This is a genomic window from Rhizobium sp. BK049 (assembly GCF_014193135.1).
Classification (GTDB): domain Bacteria; phylum Pseudomonadota; class Alphaproteobacteria; order Rhizobiales; family Rhizobiaceae; genus Rhizobium.
The window spans coordinates 108,501-126,775 of the sequence record NZ_JACHYV010000001.1; the positions used below are offsets into that span (position 1 = coordinate 108,501).

General features: G+C 60.4%; 17 protein-coding genes and 4 pseudogenes. 5 read left to right on the forward strand and 16 right to left on the reverse strand.

Going from position 1 to position 18,275, the window contains the following annotated elements:
- Nucleotides 1-82 precede the first annotated feature (82 nt).
- The 4 genes from FHT70_RS00530 to FHT70_RS00545 form a co-directional block, all read right to left on the reverse strand.
- Nucleotides 83-736 carry a methionine ABC transporter permease gene (locus FHT70_RS00530; protein ID WP_183698301.1) on the reverse strand — a complete coding sequence of 218 codons (654 nt, stop codon included), beginning with the start codon at nucleotides 734-736 and terminating at the stop codon, nucleotides 83-85.
- Complete coding sequence (locus FHT70_RS00535; RefSeq protein ID WP_183698302.1) at nucleotides 717-1,802, reverse strand: methionine ABC transporter ATP-binding protein; 1,086 nt, start codon at nucleotides 1,800-1,802, stop codon at nucleotides 717-719. Before FHT70_RS00535 ends, FHT70_RS00530 begins: the two co-directional genes overlap by 20 nt.
- 88 nt (nucleotides 1,803-1,890) lie before the next feature.
- Nucleotides 1,891-2,730 carry a MetQ/NlpA family lipoprotein gene (locus FHT70_RS00540; RefSeq protein WP_183698303.1) on the reverse strand — a complete coding sequence of 280 codons (840 nt, stop codon included), beginning with the start codon at nucleotides 2,728-2,730 and terminating at the stop codon, nucleotides 1,891-1,893.
- Between the two features lie 293 nt (nucleotides 2,731-3,023).
- Entirely contained in the window at nucleotides 3,024-4,226 is a 1,203-nt protein-coding gene (locus FHT70_RS00545) for an MFS transporter (protein ID WP_183698304.1), read from the reverse strand.
- A gap of 346 nt (nucleotides 4,227-4,572) precedes the next feature.
- Between FHT70_RS00545 and FHT70_RS00550 the strand changes: the two genes are divergently transcribed.
- From FHT70_RS00550 to FHT70_RS30155, 4 genes and pseudogenes are all read left to right on the forward strand, one after another.
- The gene (locus FHT70_RS00550) at nucleotides 4,573-5,010 is read left to right on the forward strand and encodes a helix-turn-helix domain-containing protein (protein ID WP_183698305.1); all 438 of its coding nucleotides are present in this window, start codon (nucleotides 4,573-4,575) and stop codon (nucleotides 5,008-5,010) included.
- Nucleotides 5,011-5,060: 50 nt separating this feature from the next.
- Nucleotides 5,061-5,393 (forward strand): annotated as a pseudogene (locus tag FHT70_RS00555) (PfkB family carbohydrate kinase); the annotation flags it as partial.
- 133 nt (nucleotides 5,394-5,526) lie between these two features.
- Nucleotides 5,527-5,757, forward strand: coding sequence for a type II toxin-antitoxin system ParD family antitoxin (locus tag FHT70_RS00560; protein ID WP_183698306.1), 231 nt, complete (start codon nucleotides 5,527-5,529; stop codon nucleotides 5,755-5,757).
- Nucleotides 5,702-6,042, forward strand: a pseudogene (locus tag FHT70_RS30155) (type II toxin-antitoxin system RelE/ParE family toxin). The gene FHT70_RS00560 and the pseudogene FHT70_RS30155 overlap by 56 nt, the downstream one beginning before the upstream one ends.
- A 42-nt stretch (nucleotides 6,043-6,084) precedes the next feature.
- On the opposite strand, the pseudogene FHT70_RS00565 reads toward FHT70_RS30155, so the two are convergent.
- A pseudogene (locus FHT70_RS00565) lies at nucleotides 6,085-6,324 on the reverse strand (glutathionylspermidine synthase family protein); the annotation flags it as partial.
- Between FHT70_RS00565 and FHT70_RS00570 the strand changes: the two are divergent.
- Nucleotides 6,318-6,584: pseudogene (locus FHT70_RS00570) on the forward strand (PspA/IM30 family protein); the annotation flags it as partial. The pseudogenes FHT70_RS00565 and FHT70_RS00570 overlap by 7 nt on opposite strands.
- Before the next feature lie 268 nt (nucleotides 6,585-6,852).
- Here FHT70_RS00570 and FHT70_RS00575 read toward each other — a convergent pair.
- From FHT70_RS00575 to FHT70_RS00625, 11 genes are all read right to left on the reverse strand, one after another.
- Entirely contained in the window at nucleotides 6,853-7,578 is a 726-nt protein-coding gene (locus tag FHT70_RS00575) for an amino acid ABC transporter ATP-binding protein (protein ID WP_183698307.1), read from the reverse strand.
- Complete coding sequence (locus tag FHT70_RS00580) at nucleotides 7,556-8,215, reverse strand: amino acid ABC transporter permease (RefSeq protein WP_183698308.1); 660 nt, start codon at nucleotides 8,213-8,215, stop codon at nucleotides 7,556-7,558. The genes FHT70_RS00575 and FHT70_RS00580 overlap by 23 nt, the downstream gene beginning before the upstream one ends.
- The gene (locus FHT70_RS00585; RefSeq protein ID WP_085781600.1) at nucleotides 8,212-8,883 is read right to left on the reverse strand and encodes an amino acid ABC transporter permease; all 672 of its coding nucleotides are present in this window, start codon (nucleotides 8,881-8,883) and stop codon (nucleotides 8,212-8,214) included. Before FHT70_RS00585 ends, FHT70_RS00580 begins: the two co-directional genes overlap by 4 nt.
- 51 nt (nucleotides 8,884-8,934) lie before the next feature.
- Nucleotides 8,935-9,720: a transporter substrate-binding domain-containing protein gene (locus tag FHT70_RS00590; RefSeq protein ID WP_085781601.1), complete on the reverse strand. Its 786-nt coding sequence runs from the start codon at nucleotides 9,718-9,720 to the stop codon at nucleotides 8,935-8,937.
- A gap of 4 nt (nucleotides 9,721-9,724) precedes the next feature.
- Nucleotides 9,725-10,474 carry a GntR family transcriptional regulator gene (locus FHT70_RS00595; RefSeq protein ID WP_183698309.1) on the reverse strand — a complete coding sequence of 250 codons (750 nt, stop codon included), beginning with the start codon at nucleotides 10,472-10,474 and terminating at the stop codon, nucleotides 9,725-9,727.
- Nucleotides 10,475-10,629: 155 nt separating this feature from the next.
- Nucleotides 10,630-11,400 (reverse strand): amino acid ABC transporter ATP-binding protein, encoded by a 771-nt coding sequence (locus tag FHT70_RS00600; protein WP_085781603.1) that lies wholly within the window; start codon nucleotides 11,398-11,400, stop codon nucleotides 10,630-10,632.
- Between the two features lie 11 nt (nucleotides 11,401-11,411).
- Nucleotides 11,412-12,071, reverse strand: a complete 660-nt coding sequence (locus FHT70_RS00605; protein WP_183698310.1) for an amino acid ABC transporter permease — start codon at nucleotides 12,069-12,071, stop codon at nucleotides 11,412-11,414.
- 5 nt (nucleotides 12,072-12,076) lie between these two features.
- Nucleotides 12,077-12,739: an amino acid ABC transporter permease gene (locus FHT70_RS00610; RefSeq protein ID WP_085781605.1), complete on the reverse strand. Its 663-nt coding sequence runs from the start codon at nucleotides 12,737-12,739 to the stop codon at nucleotides 12,077-12,079.
- Nucleotides 12,740-12,901: 162 nt separating this feature from the next.
- The gene (locus tag FHT70_RS00615) at nucleotides 12,902-13,741 is read right to left on the reverse strand and encodes a transporter substrate-binding domain-containing protein (RefSeq protein ID WP_183698311.1); all 840 of its coding nucleotides are present in this window, start codon (nucleotides 13,739-13,741) and stop codon (nucleotides 12,902-12,904) included.
- Nucleotides 13,742-14,166: 425 nt separating this feature from the next.
- Nucleotides 14,167-14,814 (reverse strand): TetR/AcrR family transcriptional regulator, encoded by a 648-nt coding sequence (locus tag FHT70_RS00620; protein WP_183698312.1) that lies wholly within the window; start codon nucleotides 14,812-14,814, stop codon nucleotides 14,167-14,169.
- Between the two features lie 496 nt (nucleotides 14,815-15,310).
- Nucleotides 15,311-18,139: an autotransporter outer membrane beta-barrel domain-containing protein gene (locus tag FHT70_RS00625; RefSeq protein ID WP_348649506.1), complete on the reverse strand. Its 2,829-nt coding sequence runs from the start codon at nucleotides 18,137-18,139 to the stop codon at nucleotides 15,311-15,313.
- Between the last annotated feature and the right edge of the window lie 136 nt (nucleotides 18,140-18,275).

The window sequence follows — 18,275 nt, forward strand, 5'->3', positions numbered from 1 at the left end:
CTTCACAGGTGGATCACGCGATACAGCCTTAGGACAATTAACACAGCACGCCATTCACCCGCCGCAAGCCTCCGACTATGACCTATCTGTGGTCGAGCTTGGCGATTAGTCGGTCGCCGAGCCACTGGATGCCGCAGACGAGGATGACGAGGACGGCGACCACTGCGATCATGACATTGGTTTCGAAGCGCTGATAGCCATAGCGAATGGCAAGGTCGCCGAGGCCGCCGGCGCCGATCGCGCCCGCCATGGCCGAGGCGCCGATCAGCGTCACCAGGGTGACGGTGAAGCCGGCGACGATGCCCGGCAGCGCTTCAGGCACCAGCACCTCGCGAATGATGGTCCAGCGATTGCCGCCCATGGCGCGCACGGCATCGATCAGCCCGCGGTCGACCTCTCGCAACGACACCTCTGCGATGCGCGCATAGTAGGGTGTCGCGGCGATGGCGAGCGGCACGATGGCGGCCCCGGTGCCGAGCGCGGTGCCGACGATCAGCCGCGTCAGCGGGATCAGCGCCACCAGCAGGATGATGAATGGCACCGAGCGGAAGCCGTTGATGACGGCACCGAGCATGCGGTTGATCCAGAGATTTTCGGCGATGCCGCCGCGCGCCGTGACGACGAGGGCAAGGCCGAGCGGCAGACCTGCGACGAGCGAAATCACCCCCGAGGCGACAGTCATCAGGACCGTCTCCCAAAGCGAGCGAAGAAGCAGTTCAAGCATGATCGGTGTCATAACCAAGCACCTCCACCCGGGCGGACCGGGCCGTCAGGAATTGTTCGACCTTTCCGGCAAGCGCTGGGTCGCGCGCGGGAACGGCGATGAAGAACCGCGCCACCGGCTGGTTCTGGATATGGTCGATGCCGCCATGGACGAGGCGGAAGGAATGCGGCAGAGCCGCGGAGAGTTCGGCAAACAGCGCCCCCTGCGCTTGCGGCCCGGCAAGATCGACACTGAGGATCACTTCACTGCCCGTCGTCGCCGACAGCCGGCCGAGAATGTGATCGGGAAGTTGCGGGCGGATGCCGCCAAGCAAGCTCCTGGTGATGTCAGTTTGCGGATTGGCGAAGACCGACCAGACCTGGCCCTCCTCGACGATCCGTCCGGCATCGATGACCGCAACGCGATCGGCAATGCCGCGCACCACTTCCATCTCATGCGTGATCAGGAGAATGGTCAGTCCGAGCTTACGATTGATATCCTTGAGCAGGGTCAGGATCGATCGTGTTGTCTCAGGGTCGAGGGCCGATGTCGCCTCGTCCGAGAGAAGTAGCGCCGGGCGCGCCGCCAGCGCCCGGGCGATGCCGACGCGTTGTTTCTGCCCACCGGAGAGCGAAGCGGGATAGGCTTGCGCCTTGTCGGCGAGTCCGACGAGCTCGAGAAGTTCATGGGCGCGCTTCAGGCGCTCGGCCTTGGCAATACCCTCGATCTTCAACGGCAGGGCAACATTGTCCTCCACCGTTTTGGCCGAAAGCAGGTTGAAGTGCTGAAAGATCATGCCGATGCGGCGGCGCAGCGGCTGCAGTTCCTGCTCTTGAAGCCCGGATATATCGCGGCCGTCGATGCGGATTTCGCCGCTGTCGGCGCGTTCCAGCCCGTTCAGGCAGCGGATCAGCGTCGACTTGCCGGCGCCGCTACGGCCGATAATGCCGAGGATCTCGCCCCTCATCACGCTCAGTGAAATACCGTCAAGTGCCGGCGTGGTCCCGAACCGACGCTTCACGTCGATAAGCCTCACCACCTCTTCGGCTGCCGCCTGCGGCCGCGGCTCGATCGTCGCCCTTGAAACAACGGAGTTCATGTACTTATCCCTGCAAATATTGAAGGCGGCCCCGGCAGGAACGCCCGGGCCGCCTTTCGGCCGGCCTTAACCGCGGCCCAGTTTCGGATCAATAGGCGCTGAGACCTGTCCCCTTGTATACCTTGTCGAACTCGGCTTTGACGGTGTCGTTCTGGTACGAAGACACCAGCGTTTTGACCCAGTCCGCATCCTTGTTCTCTTCCTTGACGGCGATGAAGTTGCGGTAGGGGTTGTCGGCGATCGGCTCCTGCGCGATACGCTCGGCCGGAGAAAGTCCGCTCTTCAGCGCCCAGTCGGTGTTGACGACGCCGGCGTCGAGATCGTCGATCGAACGGCCGACGATGCCGGCATCGAGTTCCTTGATCTCGATTTTCTTCGAATTGTCGGTGACGTCGGCGACAGTTGCGAGAATGCCGGTTCCGTCCTTCAGCTTGATCAGGCCTTCATTCTGGAGAACCCGCAGCGCCCGACCTTCGTTCGAGGGATCGTTCGGCACGCCGATGACGGCGCCTTCGGGGATCTCGGCGACGGCCTTGTGTTTCTTGCTATAAAGGCCGATCGGCCAGACGCCGGTATAGCCGACGGGGACGATGTGATAGCCGTGCTGCTGAACCTGGTTGTCCAGATAGGGCTTGTGCTGGAAGGCATTGGCGTCGATCTCGCCGCGCTCCAGCGCTTCGTTCGGCTGAGTGTAGTCGTTGAAGATGACGGTCTCGATCTTGAGGCCCTTTTTGGCGGCTTCGCTGGTCACCACCCGCCATACATCCTCATCCTCGCCGGCCATGATTCCGACCTTGATCGACTTGTCGTCGGCAAAGGAAGGTGCCGGTGCGGCAAAGACTAAAAGGGCAGCTGCGGAAACAGCGGCGGCCGCAAGAGCCGCGCGGCGCGAAAAATTGAGGCCGTGAAGTTTTTTGTTCTTGGTCATTTTATATCCCGTCTGACTGATGAGGCCGAGCGCCCCGAGCCGGCTGATCATGTCAAAAGGCTGGATCGCGGGCGAAGCAAGAATGTCTGATGTCCAGGAAGGGTCGGAAAAACTCTTGCCGTGCCATCAATACTGGCAGCATAAATTTTCCATCAAATTTATGGATTAATTGCGGCTTATGAGCAGATTCTAAAGAAGGAGAACGCGCCTCCGGTCGCCGTTTCCATCCACGGCGGCCAAAGGACGACACACTTCCGGAGCTCGATATGCCAATCGCGACTTCGGGGATGGCCTCAGGCCCGCGTCTGTTTCGGAATGCGCGGCAGGAAGACGGTCAGCAGGCCGAGCAGCGGCAGGTAGGAGCAGATGCGGTAGACGAAGGCGATGCCGTGAGTGTCGGCAAAATCGCCAAGCAGCGCAGCACCTAGCCCCCCTGCCCCGAATGCAAAGCCGAAGAAGACGCCGGCAATCAGCCCGACGCGGCCGGGCACCAGTTCCTGCGCGAAGACGACGATCGCCGAGAAGGCGGACGCGAAGACCAGGCCGATAACGATGCTGAGCACGCACGTCCAGAAAAGATTGGCATAGGGCAGCAGCAACGCGAAGGGAATGACGCCGAGGATCGAAAACCAGATGACGAAACGGGCACCGAAGCGATCGCCGATCGGTCCCCCGAGGAACGTGCCGACGGCGACCGAGCCGAGAAACAGGAAAAGCATCAGCTGCGCCTGCTGCACGCTGAGTTCGAACCTGTCGATGACATAAAAGGTGAAGTAGCTCGAGACGCTCGCCATGTAGACATTTTTCGTCGCCGTCAGCAGCACCAGGATCAGCAGCGCCCAGATGACGCGGTTCTGCGGCAGCGGCAGGGTTCGGCTGACGGCCGCTTTGCTGGCGTTTTGACGCCTGTGGCTCATATACCAGCTGCCAACCCAGCTCAGCACGACCATGCCGATCATGGCGATGGCGGCAAACCAGGAGACGCTGTGTTGCCCGAGCGGCAGCACGATGAAGGCGGCGAGCAGTGGGCCGATCGCCTGGCCGGCATTGCCGCCGACCTGGAAAAAGGACTGCGCGAAACCGTGGCGGCCGCCGGAGGCAAGACGGGCAACACGCGAGGATTCCGGATGGAAGACCGCCGAGCCAAAACCGATCAGGCTCGCCGCGACCAGCAGCAGCGCGAAATTGCCGGCATTGCCGAGCAGAATGAGGCCGCAAAAGGTACTGGCCATGCCGACCGGCAGCGAATAGGGCATCGGCCAGCGATCGGTGACGATGCCGACCGCGGGCTGCAGCAGAGACGCCGTGACCTGGAACGTCATGGTCAGGAGGCCGATCTGGACAAAATCGAGATCGTAATTCGCCTTGAACAATGGATAGAGCGAGGCGAGCAGCGACTGCATGATGTCGTTCAGCATGTGGCAGAAGCTGACAGCCATCAGAATGGACATCGTCGTCTTTTCGAAACGGGGCGCTCGCTCGGCAACGGTTGCCATCAATATCCCTCCTGCACAGGCACGATTAGTGTCGTGTCGTTCTCATGGATTTTGGGCGATCGGGGCTGGCAAGACTGTCGAGCGACGGTCGCTGAAAGACATTTACCGCAGGCCGGGCAACGATCACCAGCCCGGTTTGGCCAGGATCGGTACGGCTTTTGTTTGATTTGCCTATTGCCCGACCGGCGCTTGCGTCGCTGGCCGAGTGTTGGACGGGGGTTTTCATATCACAGTCAGCCGAGATCATCGCATGCATGCTATACTATATGAAAACAACCGTGGAAAACTGCTTACAGGGGTACTACAGCTGCGCCGATTGAAATCCGATCGAGGCTGAAAACACGCGATGAATGTCAAAACACCGAATGCCATAGACAGTTACGTCGGCGCGCGCATCAGAACACGCCGGCAGCTGCTTGGAATGAGCCAGGAGCGGCTTGCCGAGCAGATCGGCGTGACTTTTCAGCAGGTTCAGAAATACGAGAAGGGCATCAACCGCATTGGTGCGAGCCGTTTGCAGCGAATCGCCGAAGTGCTTCACACCTCTCCGAGCTTCTTCTTCGAGCAGAACGAGTCGCAGCCATTGAGCCTGCCGGACAATGCCGACCCCGTCGCAGAATTCCTGCGAACGAAAGAGGGGTTGGTGCTTAACCGCGCCTTTCTGAAGATTGCCAATCCCGATATTCGTGAAACGATCATCGCATTGGTGAAAGCGATGGCTCAGGCGGAAAGCGGTCCGGCTTTGCCTTCGATAGCGGATATCACCCGTCCGCCTCTGGAGTAGCTGGCCAAGTGGCAATTCTCCTGTGAGCTCGGGCTCGGGTGATCTGGCAAGGAACGGCGGATCTCGTCGAGATCGTTGATCTGCTGAAGCGGAAATTCGAACATTCCTTCATCAGCGTTACGGCTGGCGAAATGGCTCCCTGTGGTTCGACGACCCAAGCGGCGACATCCGTCACCTTGAGAGCGATCGACACGCTTGCGACGGGCGACATCTTCCACGGCGCTTTCGTGCTGGCAATCGCAGAAGGCATGCCGATCGAAGAGACGATGCGATTGTCATCCATCGCCGCGGCTCTCAAATGCCAGGTGTTCGGCGGACGCATCGGCGCACCCACGCGGGCCGAGGCGTGCGATGCTCTACGGGATTGGAACGTCCGCGTTTCGAAGCGAGCGATGTCGAGTTCATTAGGTGAGGCCGGACGTCGTGTCCTCGCCAACCGCGACATGCGCCTCCGCTGTACGAAGGCCCGGCCTTGTCAAATTTTGCCATGCTCGCTATCCTGGTCCCGTGAGCACTATGAATATCTCGCTGCCGGACAATTTGAAGCACTTCGTCGACCAGCAGGTCGCCGGTCGAGGATATGGCACGAGCAGCGAGTATGTGCGCGAACTCATCCGTCGCGACAGGGATCGGCAGCAGTTGCGCAATCTTCTGCTAGAGGGTGCGTCGTCCGAGACCACCGAGCCCATCGATGCCAGCTATTTCGATAGCTTGCGCGAGCGCGCAACGAAAAAAAGCTCCAAGTGACCGCAAAACCGGTCGTCCCCGCCAGTCGGCTCGCGGGGATGTCGAGAATGCCGTGGACTATTACGCTCGCATGACAGGAGCGCAGATAGCGGTAGGCTTCATCGATGCACTGGGGTTCACTGCGCTACTCATATGAACTCGGTCTGCCCAATCTGCGCTGTACGGCGCTGAAGGGTTTTCCTTATATGATCTTCTATCTTGAACGAGCCGACCACGTCGACGTGTGGCGGGTACGTCAAGCAGGATATTCCAGCGTGGCTGCAGGATTTAGGAGCATCGGATTAGCTCGGCGTATTTGATTGTTACATGCTGAGCGGGAGTAAAATGCTATTCCATTATAACGTTCGGCACGAAACGGGATAGATTGGCCGTTATGCGCGAGCGGTCTTCGCGAACGGCAAGACCGCAGGCGCGATCACCGGCAACCCAACTGCCGAGCACAGCAAAGCCGTTATCGCTTTCGAAAAGCGGGGTATAAGCCTGATTGACAAAACCTTCGTCGGCGTAATCGCCCGGTGCGGAAAACGCTTCCCGCCCATCTCGAAAAATCGTGACGTTCTCGCGCTCAGTCGGCGATTGCCCATAACCAGTCGGGCATCAATACCCGTCTCGGCAGCGCCGTCCAAAGTCTCGAACGCATCAAAAAGCGCCAGGAAATGACGGCCGGGCGCATTGAGGCCGGCGCGGAACTGGCCGCGCTGGAAAACGGCAGCGATCTCGATCGTCAGCTGCGCGAGGCCGGCATTGGCGGTTCAAGTGAATCGGCCGACGACATCCTTGCACAGCTGATGGCACCAAAGCACTCGGCCGAGCCCGTCTTGCTCCCCCGCCGCCCGGCCACAAGGACCGATAATATCCGGAGCCGCGGCCCTGTCGGCGGATTTATTCCTGAAGACGGAGGCCGCACGCGGAAAGTCACCACGCTGTCCCAGGAACGTCCGGATCTCTGATCCGGGCACTCCCTCTGCCCGATCGAGCTTGTTCACAGCGACCAGCTCGGCCTAGCTGGTCTCAGGCTGGGCCACCGGACTGTTCCTGCGACACTCGATCAGGCCATTCATGCGCCGGCATGTGGCGAAATCCCACTGCGTAAACTTAGCTGACTCCGAGGAACTGCTTTAACTCAGCAGTCTGCGGATTGGCGAAGACGTCCCCCGGCCGGCCTGCTTCATGGACTCGGCCCTGATGCATAAAGACGACGCGGCTGCAGACGTCGCGGGCGAACTTCATCTCGTGCGTGACCATCAGCAGCGTCATTCCCTCGGCGGCAAGTTCGCGCACGACGGCCAGAACTTCGGCGACCAGTTCCGGATCGAGCGCCGAGGTGATCTCATCGCAAAGAAGGGCGGTCGGCTGCATGGCGAGCGCGCGGGCGATGGCAACGCGCTGCTGTTGTCCGCCCGAGAGCTCGTCAGGATAGGCGTCGAACCTGTGACCCAGCCCCACACGCTCCAGCATCTTGCGGGCGGTGGCCTCGGCTTCGGCCTTGGGTGTCTTTTTGACCACAGCCTGCGACAGCACGACGTTGCCGCCGGCAGTCAGATGCGGGAAGAGATTGAATTGCTGAAAGATCATGCCGACCTTCAGGCGCAGCGCCTTTAAATGGACTTCGTCATCGATGAGCTGTGCGCCGGCCACTGAGATGGAACCGCTGGTAATGGTCTCAAGACCATTGATGCAGCGAAGCAGGGTCGATTTGCCCGAACCGCTCTTGCCGATAATGGCAATGACCTCGCCAGGTTCGACATTCAGGTTGATGCCTTTCAGCACCTCGTTGGATCCGTAGCTCTTGCGGACGTCAGTGATTTCGATGAGTGACATTGAGCTTCCTCTCCAGGATCTGGCTGCTTTTCGACAAGGGCCAGCAAAGGGCGAAATAGATGAGCGCGACGAGCCCATAGACGGTGAAGGGCTGGAAGGTGGCGTTGGTTACCACGGTGCCGGCCTTGGACAATTCGACGAAACCGATGATCGAGGTCAGCGCCGTGCCCTTGATGATCTGAACGGAGAAACCGACGGTCGGCGGTATGGCGATCCTCAGCGCCTGCGGAAGGATGACGTAGCGCATCTGCTGCAGACGCCCCATGCCGAGGCTGGCGGAGGCTTCCCATTGCCCCTTCGCAACCGCTTCGACGCAGCCTCGCCAGATCTCGGTGAGAAAGGCGGCGCTCCATAGGATCAGCGCCAGTCCCGCCGCCAGCCAGGCCGGGACGTCTATTCCGAAGAGCCCGAGACCGAAAAAGGCGATGAAGAGTTGCATCAGCAGCGGCGTACCCTGGAAGAGCTCGATATAATATTTCGCAAATGCCCGACCGGCCTTGCGCCTGCTGATGCGTAGGAATAGCAGGCCGAGGCCGACCACGCTGCCGCCGATGAACGAGACGAGCGATAGAAGAATGGTCCAGCGAGTGGCGAGCAGCAGGTTGCGCAGGATGTCCCAAAGCGTGAAGGTGATCATCGCACTGCTCTCCTCGGGAAGATGAACCAGCCAACCAGGCCCAGCACCTGCCGGAGCAGGATTGCCAGCGCGAGATAGATTGATGTCGAGACGATGTAAGCCTCGAAGGCTCGGAAGGTTCGCGATTGGATGAAATTCGCGGCGAAAGTCAGATCCTCGGCGGCGATCTGCGATACGACCGCTGAGCCGAGCATGACGATGACCACTTGCGACGACAGTGCCGGCCAGATGCGCTGCAGCGACGGCACGAGCACGACATGGCGGAAGGTCTCGAAGCGCGTCATGGCGAGGCTCTCGCCCGCCTCGAACTGGCCTTTCGGCGTTGCTTGGATGCCCGCGCGAATGATCTCGCAGCTATAGGCGCCGAGGTTGACGACCATTGCGAGATTAGCGGCCGTCAATTCGGAGAGCTGGAGCCCGAGCGATGGCAGACCGAAAAAGATGAAGAAAAGCTGGATCAGGAATGGGGTGTTGCGGATCAGTTCGACATAGGCCGCAACGACCGGCTTCAGCCAGACCGGGCCGAGCGCCCGCACCCAGGCGCAGACGATGCCGAGCGAAATGCCGAGCACACCGCCAATCGCGATAAGCTCCAGGGTGATCAGTATGCCCTTAATGATCTGGGGGTAATATTCAAGCAGCCAGCCGAATTCGAAATGGTAACTCAAGGAATGTCCCCTCTTGCGGTGACGGAGCGCATGCGCGAGACCCGGATTTCCTTAAAGATCGGACGGCAGATCGGCGCCGAGCCACTTCTGCGAGATGGCATTCAAGCTGCCATCGGCTTTGGCGGCAGCGACGATGCCGTTCACCTTCTCCAGAAGCGCGGACTGTTCCTTGTTGAGGCCGATGTAGCAGGGCGAGTTCTTGATGAGGAACTTCAGCTCGGGGCGCTTGGGAGGATTTTTGGCGAGGATGGCAGCCGCCACGACATTGCCGGTGGCAATGATGTCGACCTGGCCGGAGAGGAAGGCCGAGATGGTGCCGTTATTGTCCTCGTAACGCTTGATCGTTGCGTCGGCCGGCGCGATCTTCGTCAGCTCGAGATCCTCCACGGCGCCGCGCGTGACGCCGATGCTCTTGCCCGCGAGATCTTCTGCCTTGGCGACCGAAAGATCGGCCGGCCCGAAGACGCCGTTGAAGAAGGGCGCGTAGGCGACCGAGAAATCGATCACCTTTTCGCGCTCCGGATTCTTGCCGAGGCTCGATATCACAAGATCGACCTTGTTCGTCTGCAGATAGGGGACGCGGTTGGCGCTCGTAACCGGCACGAGCTCGGCTTTGACACCCAGCTTTTCGGCAATGAGGTTGGCCATGTCGATATCGTAGCCCATCGGCGCCATATCGGTGCCGACGCTGCCGAAAGGTGGGAAATCCTGCGGGACTGCGACGCGCAGCGTACCGCGCGCCGTAATGTCGGCGAGAGCATCGGCGTGAGACGGCGAGGTGAAGCTGAAGGTCGCGGTCAGGGCTGCGATTGCGAAGAAGATCCGTCTTGTCAGCATGTGTTCATTGCTCCTTTGAAGTTGTGGTTTTGGGGTCCGATTGCCGGGCGATGGAGGATGCGGCCTTTAGCGGAAGCGACAGGGAACTGCGCAGATCCGAAAGCGGATCCGGGCGCGCCGTCAGGTCGAGGCCCATTTCCACCTCATCAAGATGTTGGACGGAGAGCTCCGCAGCTCTGACGAAATCACCTGTCTGCATGGCCTCGAAAATGCGGCAGTGACCGCCGTGAGACTGCGCCGCATGAAATTCGGATTGATAGAGCATCGAAATGAGGATCGTCCTCGCGGTCAGGTCGCGCAGGATATCGACGATGATCGTGTTCCCGCTCAATTCCGCGATGCGGATATGGAAATCGCCCATCAGATAAGTCAGCCGCTGGCGGTCGCCCGCCGCCATGGCATTCCTCTCCTCATTCAGATGGGCGTCGAGAGCCTTGCGTCCCTCCTCCGTCAGCACGGCCATGCTGCGCAGCAATCCAGCCTCGACGACACGCCTCGCCTGATAGACGGCGATCGCATCCTCAGCGGAGGGCTCGACGACGAACCAGCCGCGCCGGGGGCTGACATGCACGATGCCGCGCGTCTCCAGACGCATCATCGCTTCACGGACGCGGGTTCGCGACACGCCGAAGAGCGCTGCCAGCTGATTTTCGCCAAGTCGAGTGCCCGGCCGGATCTTGGCAGAAAGGATCCCGGAGACGATCGTTGCCTCAATGGATTTCTGCGTGGTCTCGGATGTGTGGCTCTCTTGCATACAAGGCAGAAAGCAAAGCCCGTGCCAAAACCCCCCCGCTCTGGATCATCAACCTGTCTCGGACTTTTGTCGGGAAATCTGCCTGCCGGGGATGCAGACTGAACGTAATTTGGGCGAGCGCGCCCCCTCCCCCTGCCCTATCGCCGCGCCGTCGTCTAATTGAAGCTCGATGTTTTGAGAAATTCTGCCAATCGTTCGGTCTTCGGACGCAGGAACATTTCCTTCGGATCGCCCTCCTCGCAGATGACGCCCTGGTTCATGAAGATAACGCGGGATGAAACCTCATAGGCGAAACGCATCTCGTGGGTGACGAGCAGCATGGTCATGCCGTCGGCGGCCAGCCCCTTGATCACCTGCAGCACTTCGCCCACCAGTTCCGGGTCGAGGGCTGAGGTGACCTCGTCGAACAACATCAGCCGCGGCGACATGGCGATGGCGCGGGCAATTGCGACACGCTGCTGCTGGCCGCCGGAGAGCTGACCGGGATAATGGTTGGCGCGGGCGGCAAGGCCGACCCGGTCCAGCCATTTTTCAGCAATGATGCGGGCGTCCGGCTTCGTCATCTTCTTCACCTTGACGAGGCCGAGCATGACGTTTTCGGCCGCACTCATATGCGGGAAGAGATTGAACTGCTGAAAAGCCATGCCGGTCAGGGCGCGCTGGCGCGCAATCTCCTTCTCGCTCTTGCGCCGCCGCGACGCGCCGTCGACGTGATAGCCGATTTCCTCGCCGTCGAGTCTGATCGTGCCGCCCTGGAATTCCTCGAGCATGTTGACGCAGCGCAGCAAGGTGGTCTTGCCTGAGCCGGATGAGCCGATAATGGAGATGACTTCGCCTTCCTGCACGGCGCAATCGACCCCCTTGAGAACTTCGTGGATACCGTAAGTCTTACGCAGACCCTTGATGTCGAGAATGGTCTTGGCCATCGGTAGGCTCCTCAGGACGGCAGGGCGGTCTTGCGCTCGACATATTTGCCGAAGTGCTCGATGCCGTAGTTGACGATGAAATAGAGACCGCCGGCCAGAAAATAGAACTGCAGGCTCATGAAATTGCGGGAAATGATCTCCTGCGTGCGCAGGAGAAGCTCGGCGACGCCGATGACGGAGAGCAGAGTCGAGGCTTTCACCATCTCGGCCGCCGTATTCACCCAGGCCGGCAGACATTGGCGCATGGCCTGCGGCCACAGCACCGAGTTGAAGGTCTGGGTAAAGGTCAGACCGATCGCCTTAGCGGCTTCGGTCTGACCCTTCGGGATCGCCTGAAGCGCTCCGCGCACGATTTCGCCGACATGGGAAGAGCAGAAGACGGCAAGGGCGAGGACGCCGGCGGAGAACGGTCCGAGATCAAGACCGACCGCAGCGGAGACGTAATAGCTTGCCAGTACGAGCACGAGCACCGGCGTGCCGCGGATGATATCCGTATAGGCTCGCACGAGTAGACGTAAGACAATGCCGCCGTAAACCAGCGCCAGTCCGACAAAGACCCCGAGAACGGAGCCGGCGAGAATGGCCAGCAGCGAGATCGACACGGTCATGGCGATGCCGTTCATGATGACGTAACGGGCGATCCAGAGTTGTTCGAGAAAGGTGTGAGACATCGGAATTATCTCGGCAGGGCCAGACGGCGCTCGACAAGGCGCATCAAGGCGGCGATGAGGAAACAGGTCGCGACATAGAGGGCTGATGTAACCAGCCATGTTTCGATGACGCGGAAGCTCTCGACATTGATCTTGCGGGCGGCAAAGGTCAGCTCGGGCACGGCGATGGCGGCGGCGAGCGAGGTGTCCTTGAAGAGCGAGATGATGGTCGAGGAGAGCGATGGCAGCACGTTGCGCAACATCAGCGGTGCGATGATCGAGCTTCGGATCTGCATTGCCGTCAGGCCGATTGCGAGGCCGGCTTCCGTCAGTCCTCTTGGGATCGACAGCAGTCCGGCGCGGAACACCTCGGCCAGATAGGCGCCGGAATAGAGCGAGAGAACCAGCACGAAGCTTTTCATCTTGTCGAGGCGCAAGCCCATCTGCGGCAGCGCGAAAAAGGCGAAAAGCACCAGGACGAGAATCGGCAGGTTGCGAATGATAGTGACATAGATGCGCGCCGGCACGAGCGCGAAGCGGCTCCTCGACGTCAGCGCGAAAGCCACGACAAGACCGATTGCGGCCCCGATCAGGATCGAGATCACGGCAAGGCCGAGGCTGAGGGCAAGTCCGCTTAAGAGAAAGTCGAAATTGCGCCAGACGGCAGCGAAATTCAGCGTGTAACCCATGCGGGTCCTTTCAGACCGGAGCATGCCGCCGAACCTGCGAGCGGCCCGGACGGCGTCATACTCCACCACTCGATTCAGAAGCGGATTCGGATCTTGGCCCGACCTGGACCAAGATCTTTCTGTTCCAGCGGAGCGGGAGCGAACTCCCGTCCCGCATCGCGGTCACTTGAATTCGACGGGGAAGCCGATCTGCGGCGGCGTCAGATCCTTGCCGAACCAGGTCTTGTAGGATTTGGCGTAAAAGTCGAAGTCGACACCGGTCATCGCTTCGTGAAGAGCGGTATTGACGAAGTTCAGCCAGTCCTGGTCACCGCGCTTGACGGCGCAGGCATAGGTCTGTGGGTTCCAGCCGTAACCAGCATCCTTGTAGCGTCCGGGGTTCTGCGTCATGTACCAGGCGAGCGACGACTGGTCCGTGGCGGCGGCATCGGCGCGCCCGGACTCCAGCGCCTGATAGATCAGGTCGACGGATTCGTATTGGTCGACGGTCGCTTCCGGCAATGCCGCGTGCACCATAGCCTCGGCATAGACGTTCTGGAGAACCGAGATGGTGACCGACGAGCCGGCAGCCTTCAGGGCGGCATAATCGGCATATTTTCCGTCCGCCTTGAGCATCAGGCCGACCCCCTCACGATAATAGGGAATGGTGAAGGCAACCTGCTGGGCGCGTTCGCCCGTAACAGTCATGAACTGGCAGGTGATGTCGACCTTATCGGTGGTGATGTTCGGAATGCGGGCATCCGAAGACTGGTTGACATATTCGATCTTATCCGGATCGCCGAACAGGGCCTTGGCGACGATGTGGCCCATGTCGACATCAAAGCCCTGAAGCTTATCGTCCGCGCTCTTGAAGTGCCAGGGCGCATTGGTGCTGCCAGTGCCGAGCACGAGATGGCCGCGGGCCAGCACTTCGTCGAGCTTGCTGCCCTCGGCGAGCACAGGCGTCGACACCAGGTAGGCGACGGCCAGCGACATCAGGCCGGTGCGAAAGGAAATGATCATGGCGTTCCCCTTGTAGATGTTTCGATGATCCAATATACCGGACATCTGTCTATTTTATTGGATTTCGATATCAAGTGCTATCGGCGGTGAATTGTCAATGGGGCATGCCGAAAAAACGCGCAGCAGAGTGCTTGGCGATTTTTTCGGCAGCGCAGCATTTTGCGGTTGGTTTTCGGTAGCGCTCGCAGCGTCGCCTTCCAGGCACCGCGTCCGGTAAGCTTGCGTGGTTCCCCTCGCCCTAACCTTCTCCCGGCTTGCGGGGTGGACGCGGCCTACGGGGGGTCAATGGACGGAGAGACGCAGCATTCCCTTCACCCGTTTTACAGGATGAGATGACGGTAGGTGGAAAAGGCGCAAGCCGCAATCACTTGGTCTCTAGGGATTGTGCGAGATAAAGAACGAGGGTTGCTGTGCCGATCTACGCTTCAAGCCGCCCTGACGCCGGCGGCGAAGATCGTGATGCAGCGCCGAAGATGGGCAAGCATCCGGGTCCGGTCAGGCCAGGCTTGCACGCGACCTTCCGGTGGACCCATGCCACCGAAGATCATATCCATCAGCATGCGGGCACCGCTCTCCGGATCGTCCAGCGACAGCCTGCCTTCCGCCCGTCGATCGTTCAGCCAGTCGGCGAGATGCTGCCGGCTGGCGAGTATGCCTTCGCGCTGGAGAATGTCGATAAGCTCGGGAAACTGCGCGGCTTCGCGAAAGACAAGCTGCAGGAAGCCGGCGCGTTCCGCGTCCATATCCTCGTCCATGTCGATCATGAAGATACGCTCGAGACTTTCCGCAATCGGGATATCCTCGGCAGACCTCGGCAAGTTAAGCATCAGGCGCCGATGCGCGCCGACCACGGCGGCAAACAGCTCTTCCTTGCTCTGAAACAGCTTGTAGAGCGTCTGCTTGGAAACTCCTGCCTCCGCAGCGACCACTGCGGTCGTGCTTCCGGCATAGCCGTATTTTACGAAAACGCGGCGAGCGACTTCGACGATATGAGTGCGCTTGTACTCGTCGCTGGAAACTTTCGGACGGCCCCGTTTGCGCGGCTCATTTGAGATCTCGTCGGTAATATCCATGACGATCAGCCCACTATACCGAAACGCATGCCGACGATCCAGAAAAGCAGCCTGCAATCTCTGAGGTACGATTTTTTAGTCCCGGCATCAGTAACTTCGATTTAGAGATCTGTTCAGTTAACGCGTTACATCCCCACCCATCTAGCGATGGAGCGCTCATGACTGTTTCGGCCGATACGTCGGTCTCTTCTTATTCCTGAGCAATAGCTCGAGATCCGCATCCTAAGATTCTATCCTGTAGTACGGTCTCGGTAAAAATCAACCGCGAGCGGGCAGCTAGACGAAGACATGTCCAGCAGCCCGGATAAACTTTGTCGGAGTTGATACCGGTTTGGCGTTAAGCCGTTCTTCCGAGCAATCGGCTCCAGTTCGGAATTGCGTCTTACTGAATAAGGCTGAGGCAGAATGAGGGATGACTGCTCTATGGGGCACTCGCACGTCAAAGAGGTGGAGCGGCTTGGGTCATCGGCGGTGCCTCCATGAAAAGTTGGTACCCTCACCACTTCACATTGAAACTGATTTTGCCGCCGATCGAATAGCTGTCGCCAAAGTCCTGGAGGCTGGTGCGCGCGAATGCTTCGCCGTTGATGGAATAGCGCTCGTCCGACCAGTCGTAGGAGCCACCCAAGCCCACTCCGCCCCACAGCGCCCTGTTTTCGCTGACGAGCCGCGTCCCCGAGACGTCGACATCGGATCCGTCGAGGAAATCATAGTAGAGATTGGCGATTCCGTAGACACTTGCGCGGCTCGCCCGACCGCTAGCATCCTTCCATTCGTTCTCATAATCGGCGGAAAGTCCGAGGCGGCCGATCAGAGTGTCGCTGTCGCCAAGCGATACAGCGGCACCATAGGGATCGGTGAAGTCGTCGAATCGCACGGACGAGTAGGAAAGCTGGGCCTGCGGCGTCAGCGACCATCGGGTGCCAAGACTGATCTTCTGCCCGGCTTCGATGCTCACTGCATAGCCGAAGCCGTCGTTGCCCTTTGTCAGCGTTCTGCTCAGGTCGTCGGAATGAAGATCGCTGTCATACCAGGTCAGCTGCCCCTGAGCGTCGACGTAGAGGCCGCTATTGCCGTACCAGGTAAGCGTGCCGCCGAGGCCATAGCCGGTGGTGTCGATGTCGCCGGTACCGAACAGAGAGGATACATCTGCGGAAGTCGTACCATAGTGAACGCTGAACCCGCCAATCAGGGCGCCGGCCGCGCTTTCGGTCAACGCCCCGTCCGCGCCCGTCTCCAGCTTCCAGATGTTCGCGTCGTAGTCGGCGCCGGTCGTCGATGTTCCTGGCTCCAGATGGCTGTGCGCAGCCTCGATCCGTCCCCAGATGCCCAGCGGATTCTTATTCTCGTCAGCGTTGCCGGTGGAATCACCGCCCGCCCAGGAACGGCCGCCAGTGCGCTGCTGGAGAGTGCCCAGTTGGTTGAATGTCTGCAGGACGCCCGCATAGATCTCGTAAAGCGGCACGCCCGGTGCATAAAGCGGCAATGTATCACCGTCCGTCTCGCTGGTTAGATGCGATCGGAGATACCAGTCGCCGTCGCTGGGCGTGCTGACGCCGTTCTTATAGAGCCGATAGGCATAGGCGCCTGCGACCACCGCTTGGTCGCCCTGGAAGACGTAGTCGCCCAACAGCGAAAACGTGCCGTTGGAGGTCCCGCCGACGTCGACTATCTTGATGCCTTCGACGGTCTGTGCGCCGCCGCCGCCGACATTGACGACCTTGACGTTGGTGCTGCCCGACGTATTGCCGGTAACGACCAGCCGGTCGGTGGCCGAGGCATCGTCTCCCAGCACCGTCTCGATCTCCAGCGTACCGCCGTTGCCGGTATAGTTGCCGCTCACCGTCAGCGTGCCGATCGAATTGCCGGGGGCGATGATGCCGGCGTTGCCGACATCGCCGATGATGGTGCCGAAGCCCTGCAAACGGCCGCCGGCGAGCACGTCGAGTGACCCTGTGAGCGTAGCCGAGGCGTGCGCGGCGTCGCCAACGACGAACGTGCCGCCCGACACGGTGGCGCCGCCCGCGGCCGTACCGACGCCGTTAAGGATGAGACTGCCGCCGTTGACGGCAAGCGTGTTGGTGGCGAGGCTGCCGTCGATCTCGGCCGATCCCGAATTCATGGCGACGCTGCCCATGCCGCTGATTGCATAGGGCGAGTCGTAGGTGAAGCTGCCGATGCCGAGATCAAAGCTCAGCGCCGTATTGCCCCCGCCGCTGATGTTGCCGGCGATGGTGCCGCCCGTGATGGAAAGGGTATTGCCGGCGGCGCTGAGATTAACGTTTCCGTTCACAGTGCCGGCCGTGACGATCGTGGCCGCGCCCCCGGTCTGGCTGAGGGCGATGCCCGAGGCTCCGGCATTGACGACGGCGCTGGAGCCGATGGCAATCGTGCCGCCCGAGGCCGCGGCTGCATGGATGGCTGCCCCCGTGCCCGAACCGCCGATCACCGTGCCACCTGTTATATTGATGTCGTAAGTCCCGGTACCCTTGTTGTTGGCGAATATGCCATCGCCACTGCCGTTGTTCGTGACGGTGCCGGCGCTCATGGCGATGCTGGCCGTGCCTGTGCTGGCGGCGTTGTTGACCACGGCGGTCAGGGCGGGGTTGGCGCCGCTTTGAACCGTGACCGTGCCGGCCGTCATGGTGATGCCGGCACTGCCGCGCTCCGCCTGGCTTAAGACACCCATGCCCGACGCTGTCGTGACCGTTCCGCCGCTGATCGCGACGCTGGCGGCGCCGGAAGAGGCGGCATTACTAATCAGAGCGCGCATGCCGATGCCAGTGTTGGTGCTGATCGAGCCGCCCGTCATCATGATGCCGGCATTGCCAGTGCCCGCATTCAGAGCACTTACGCCATTGCCTCCTGCCCCCGTGTTGATAACCTGTCCGCCATTGAGAGTGAGCATGGAATTGCCGGTACCGGCGCTATTGGAGACGCTTGCAAGGAGTCCGTTGCCAAGGTTGTTTGTGTTTACCGTTACCGTGCCGGTATCCATTCGCACAATGGCGTTGCCAGCGGTTCCCTGATTTACGGCGGCAATCCCGTTCGTCAGAGCTACCGCCGACTGAGACGATTGGAACAGCAGCGCGTTGATGACAATGTCATTGACGTTGGCGACCGAACTGCTTACGAAGACGCCGCCCTGCCCACCACCAGTTCTCACCGCAACCAGATTGGGATTGTTGAGTGTCAGGGTGAGCCCGCTGGAGTTTGTGTAGCCGATGCCGTTCGGCGCTGGATAGCTGCTGCCGGTGCAGATGACCACACCGCCGACCGGCGCCCCACATTCGTTTGCTGCGTAAGCGCTGTGTGGCGCGGACACTAACATTCCGGCCAAGGCGATCAACGATGTGGACGAAATCGCGGCACGAGAAGTTTCGTTCCAGCTCTCGGCTCTTTTCCGGCGGACGACGGCCCTCATCGACAACATATATTTTCCCTCGATCCTAGTGTTCAAT

Excerpts from the sequence above, each read along its gene's own strand:
- FHT70_RS00530 (WP_183698301.1), bottom strand. The coding sequence starts at position 736 with ATGACACCGATCATGCTTGAACTGCTTCTTCGCTCGCTTTGGGAGACG.
- FHT70_RS00535 (WP_183698302.1), bottom strand. The coding sequence starts at position 1,802 with ATGAACTCCGTTGTTTCAAGGGCGACGATCGAGCCGCGGCCGCAGGCG.
- FHT70_RS00540 (WP_183698303.1), bottom strand. The coding sequence starts at position 2,730 with ATGACCAAGAACAAAAAACTTCACGGCCTCAATTTTTCGCGCCGCGCG.
- FHT70_RS00545 (WP_183698304.1), bottom strand. The coding sequence starts at position 4,226 with ATGGCAACCGTTGCCGAGCGAGCGCCCCGTTTCGAAAAGACGACGATG.
- FHT70_RS00550 (WP_183698305.1), top strand. The coding sequence starts at position 4,573 with ATGAATGTCAAAACACCGAATGCCATAGACAGTTACGTCGGCGCGCGC.
- FHT70_RS00560 (WP_183698306.1), top strand. The coding sequence starts at position 5,527 with ATGAATATCTCGCTGCCGGACAATTTGAAGCACTTCGTCGACCAGCAG.
- FHT70_RS00575 (WP_183698307.1), bottom strand. The coding sequence starts at position 7,578 with ATGTCACTCATCGAAATCACTGACGTCCGCAAGAGCTACGGATCCAAC.
- FHT70_RS00580 (WP_183698308.1), bottom strand. The coding sequence starts at position 8,215 with ATGATCACCTTCACGCTTTGGGACATCCTGCGCAACCTGCTGCTCGCC.
- FHT70_RS00590 (WP_085781601.1), bottom strand. The coding sequence starts at position 9,720 with ATGCTGACAAGACGGATCTTCTTCGCAATCGCAGCCCTGACCGCGACC.
- FHT70_RS00595 (WP_183698309.1), bottom strand. The coding sequence starts at position 10,474 with ATGCAAGAGAGCCACACATCCGAGACCACGCAGAAATCCATTGAGGCA.
- FHT70_RS00600 (WP_085781603.1), bottom strand. The coding sequence starts at position 11,400 with ATGGCCAAGACCATTCTCGACATCAAGGGTCTGCGTAAGACTTACGGT.
- FHT70_RS00605 (WP_183698310.1), bottom strand. The coding sequence starts at position 12,071 with ATGTCTCACACCTTTCTCGAACAACTCTGGATCGCCCGTTACGTCATC.
- FHT70_RS00610 (WP_085781605.1), bottom strand. The coding sequence starts at position 12,739 with ATGGGTTACACGCTGAATTTCGCTGCCGTCTGGCGCAATTTCGACTTT.
- FHT70_RS00615 (WP_183698311.1), bottom strand. The coding sequence starts at position 13,741 with ATGATCATTTCCTTTCGCACCGGCCTGATGTCGCTGGCCGTCGCCTAC.
- FHT70_RS00620 (WP_183698312.1), bottom strand. The coding sequence starts at position 14,814 with ATGGATATTACCGACGAGATCTCAAATGAGCCGCGCAAACGGGGCCGT.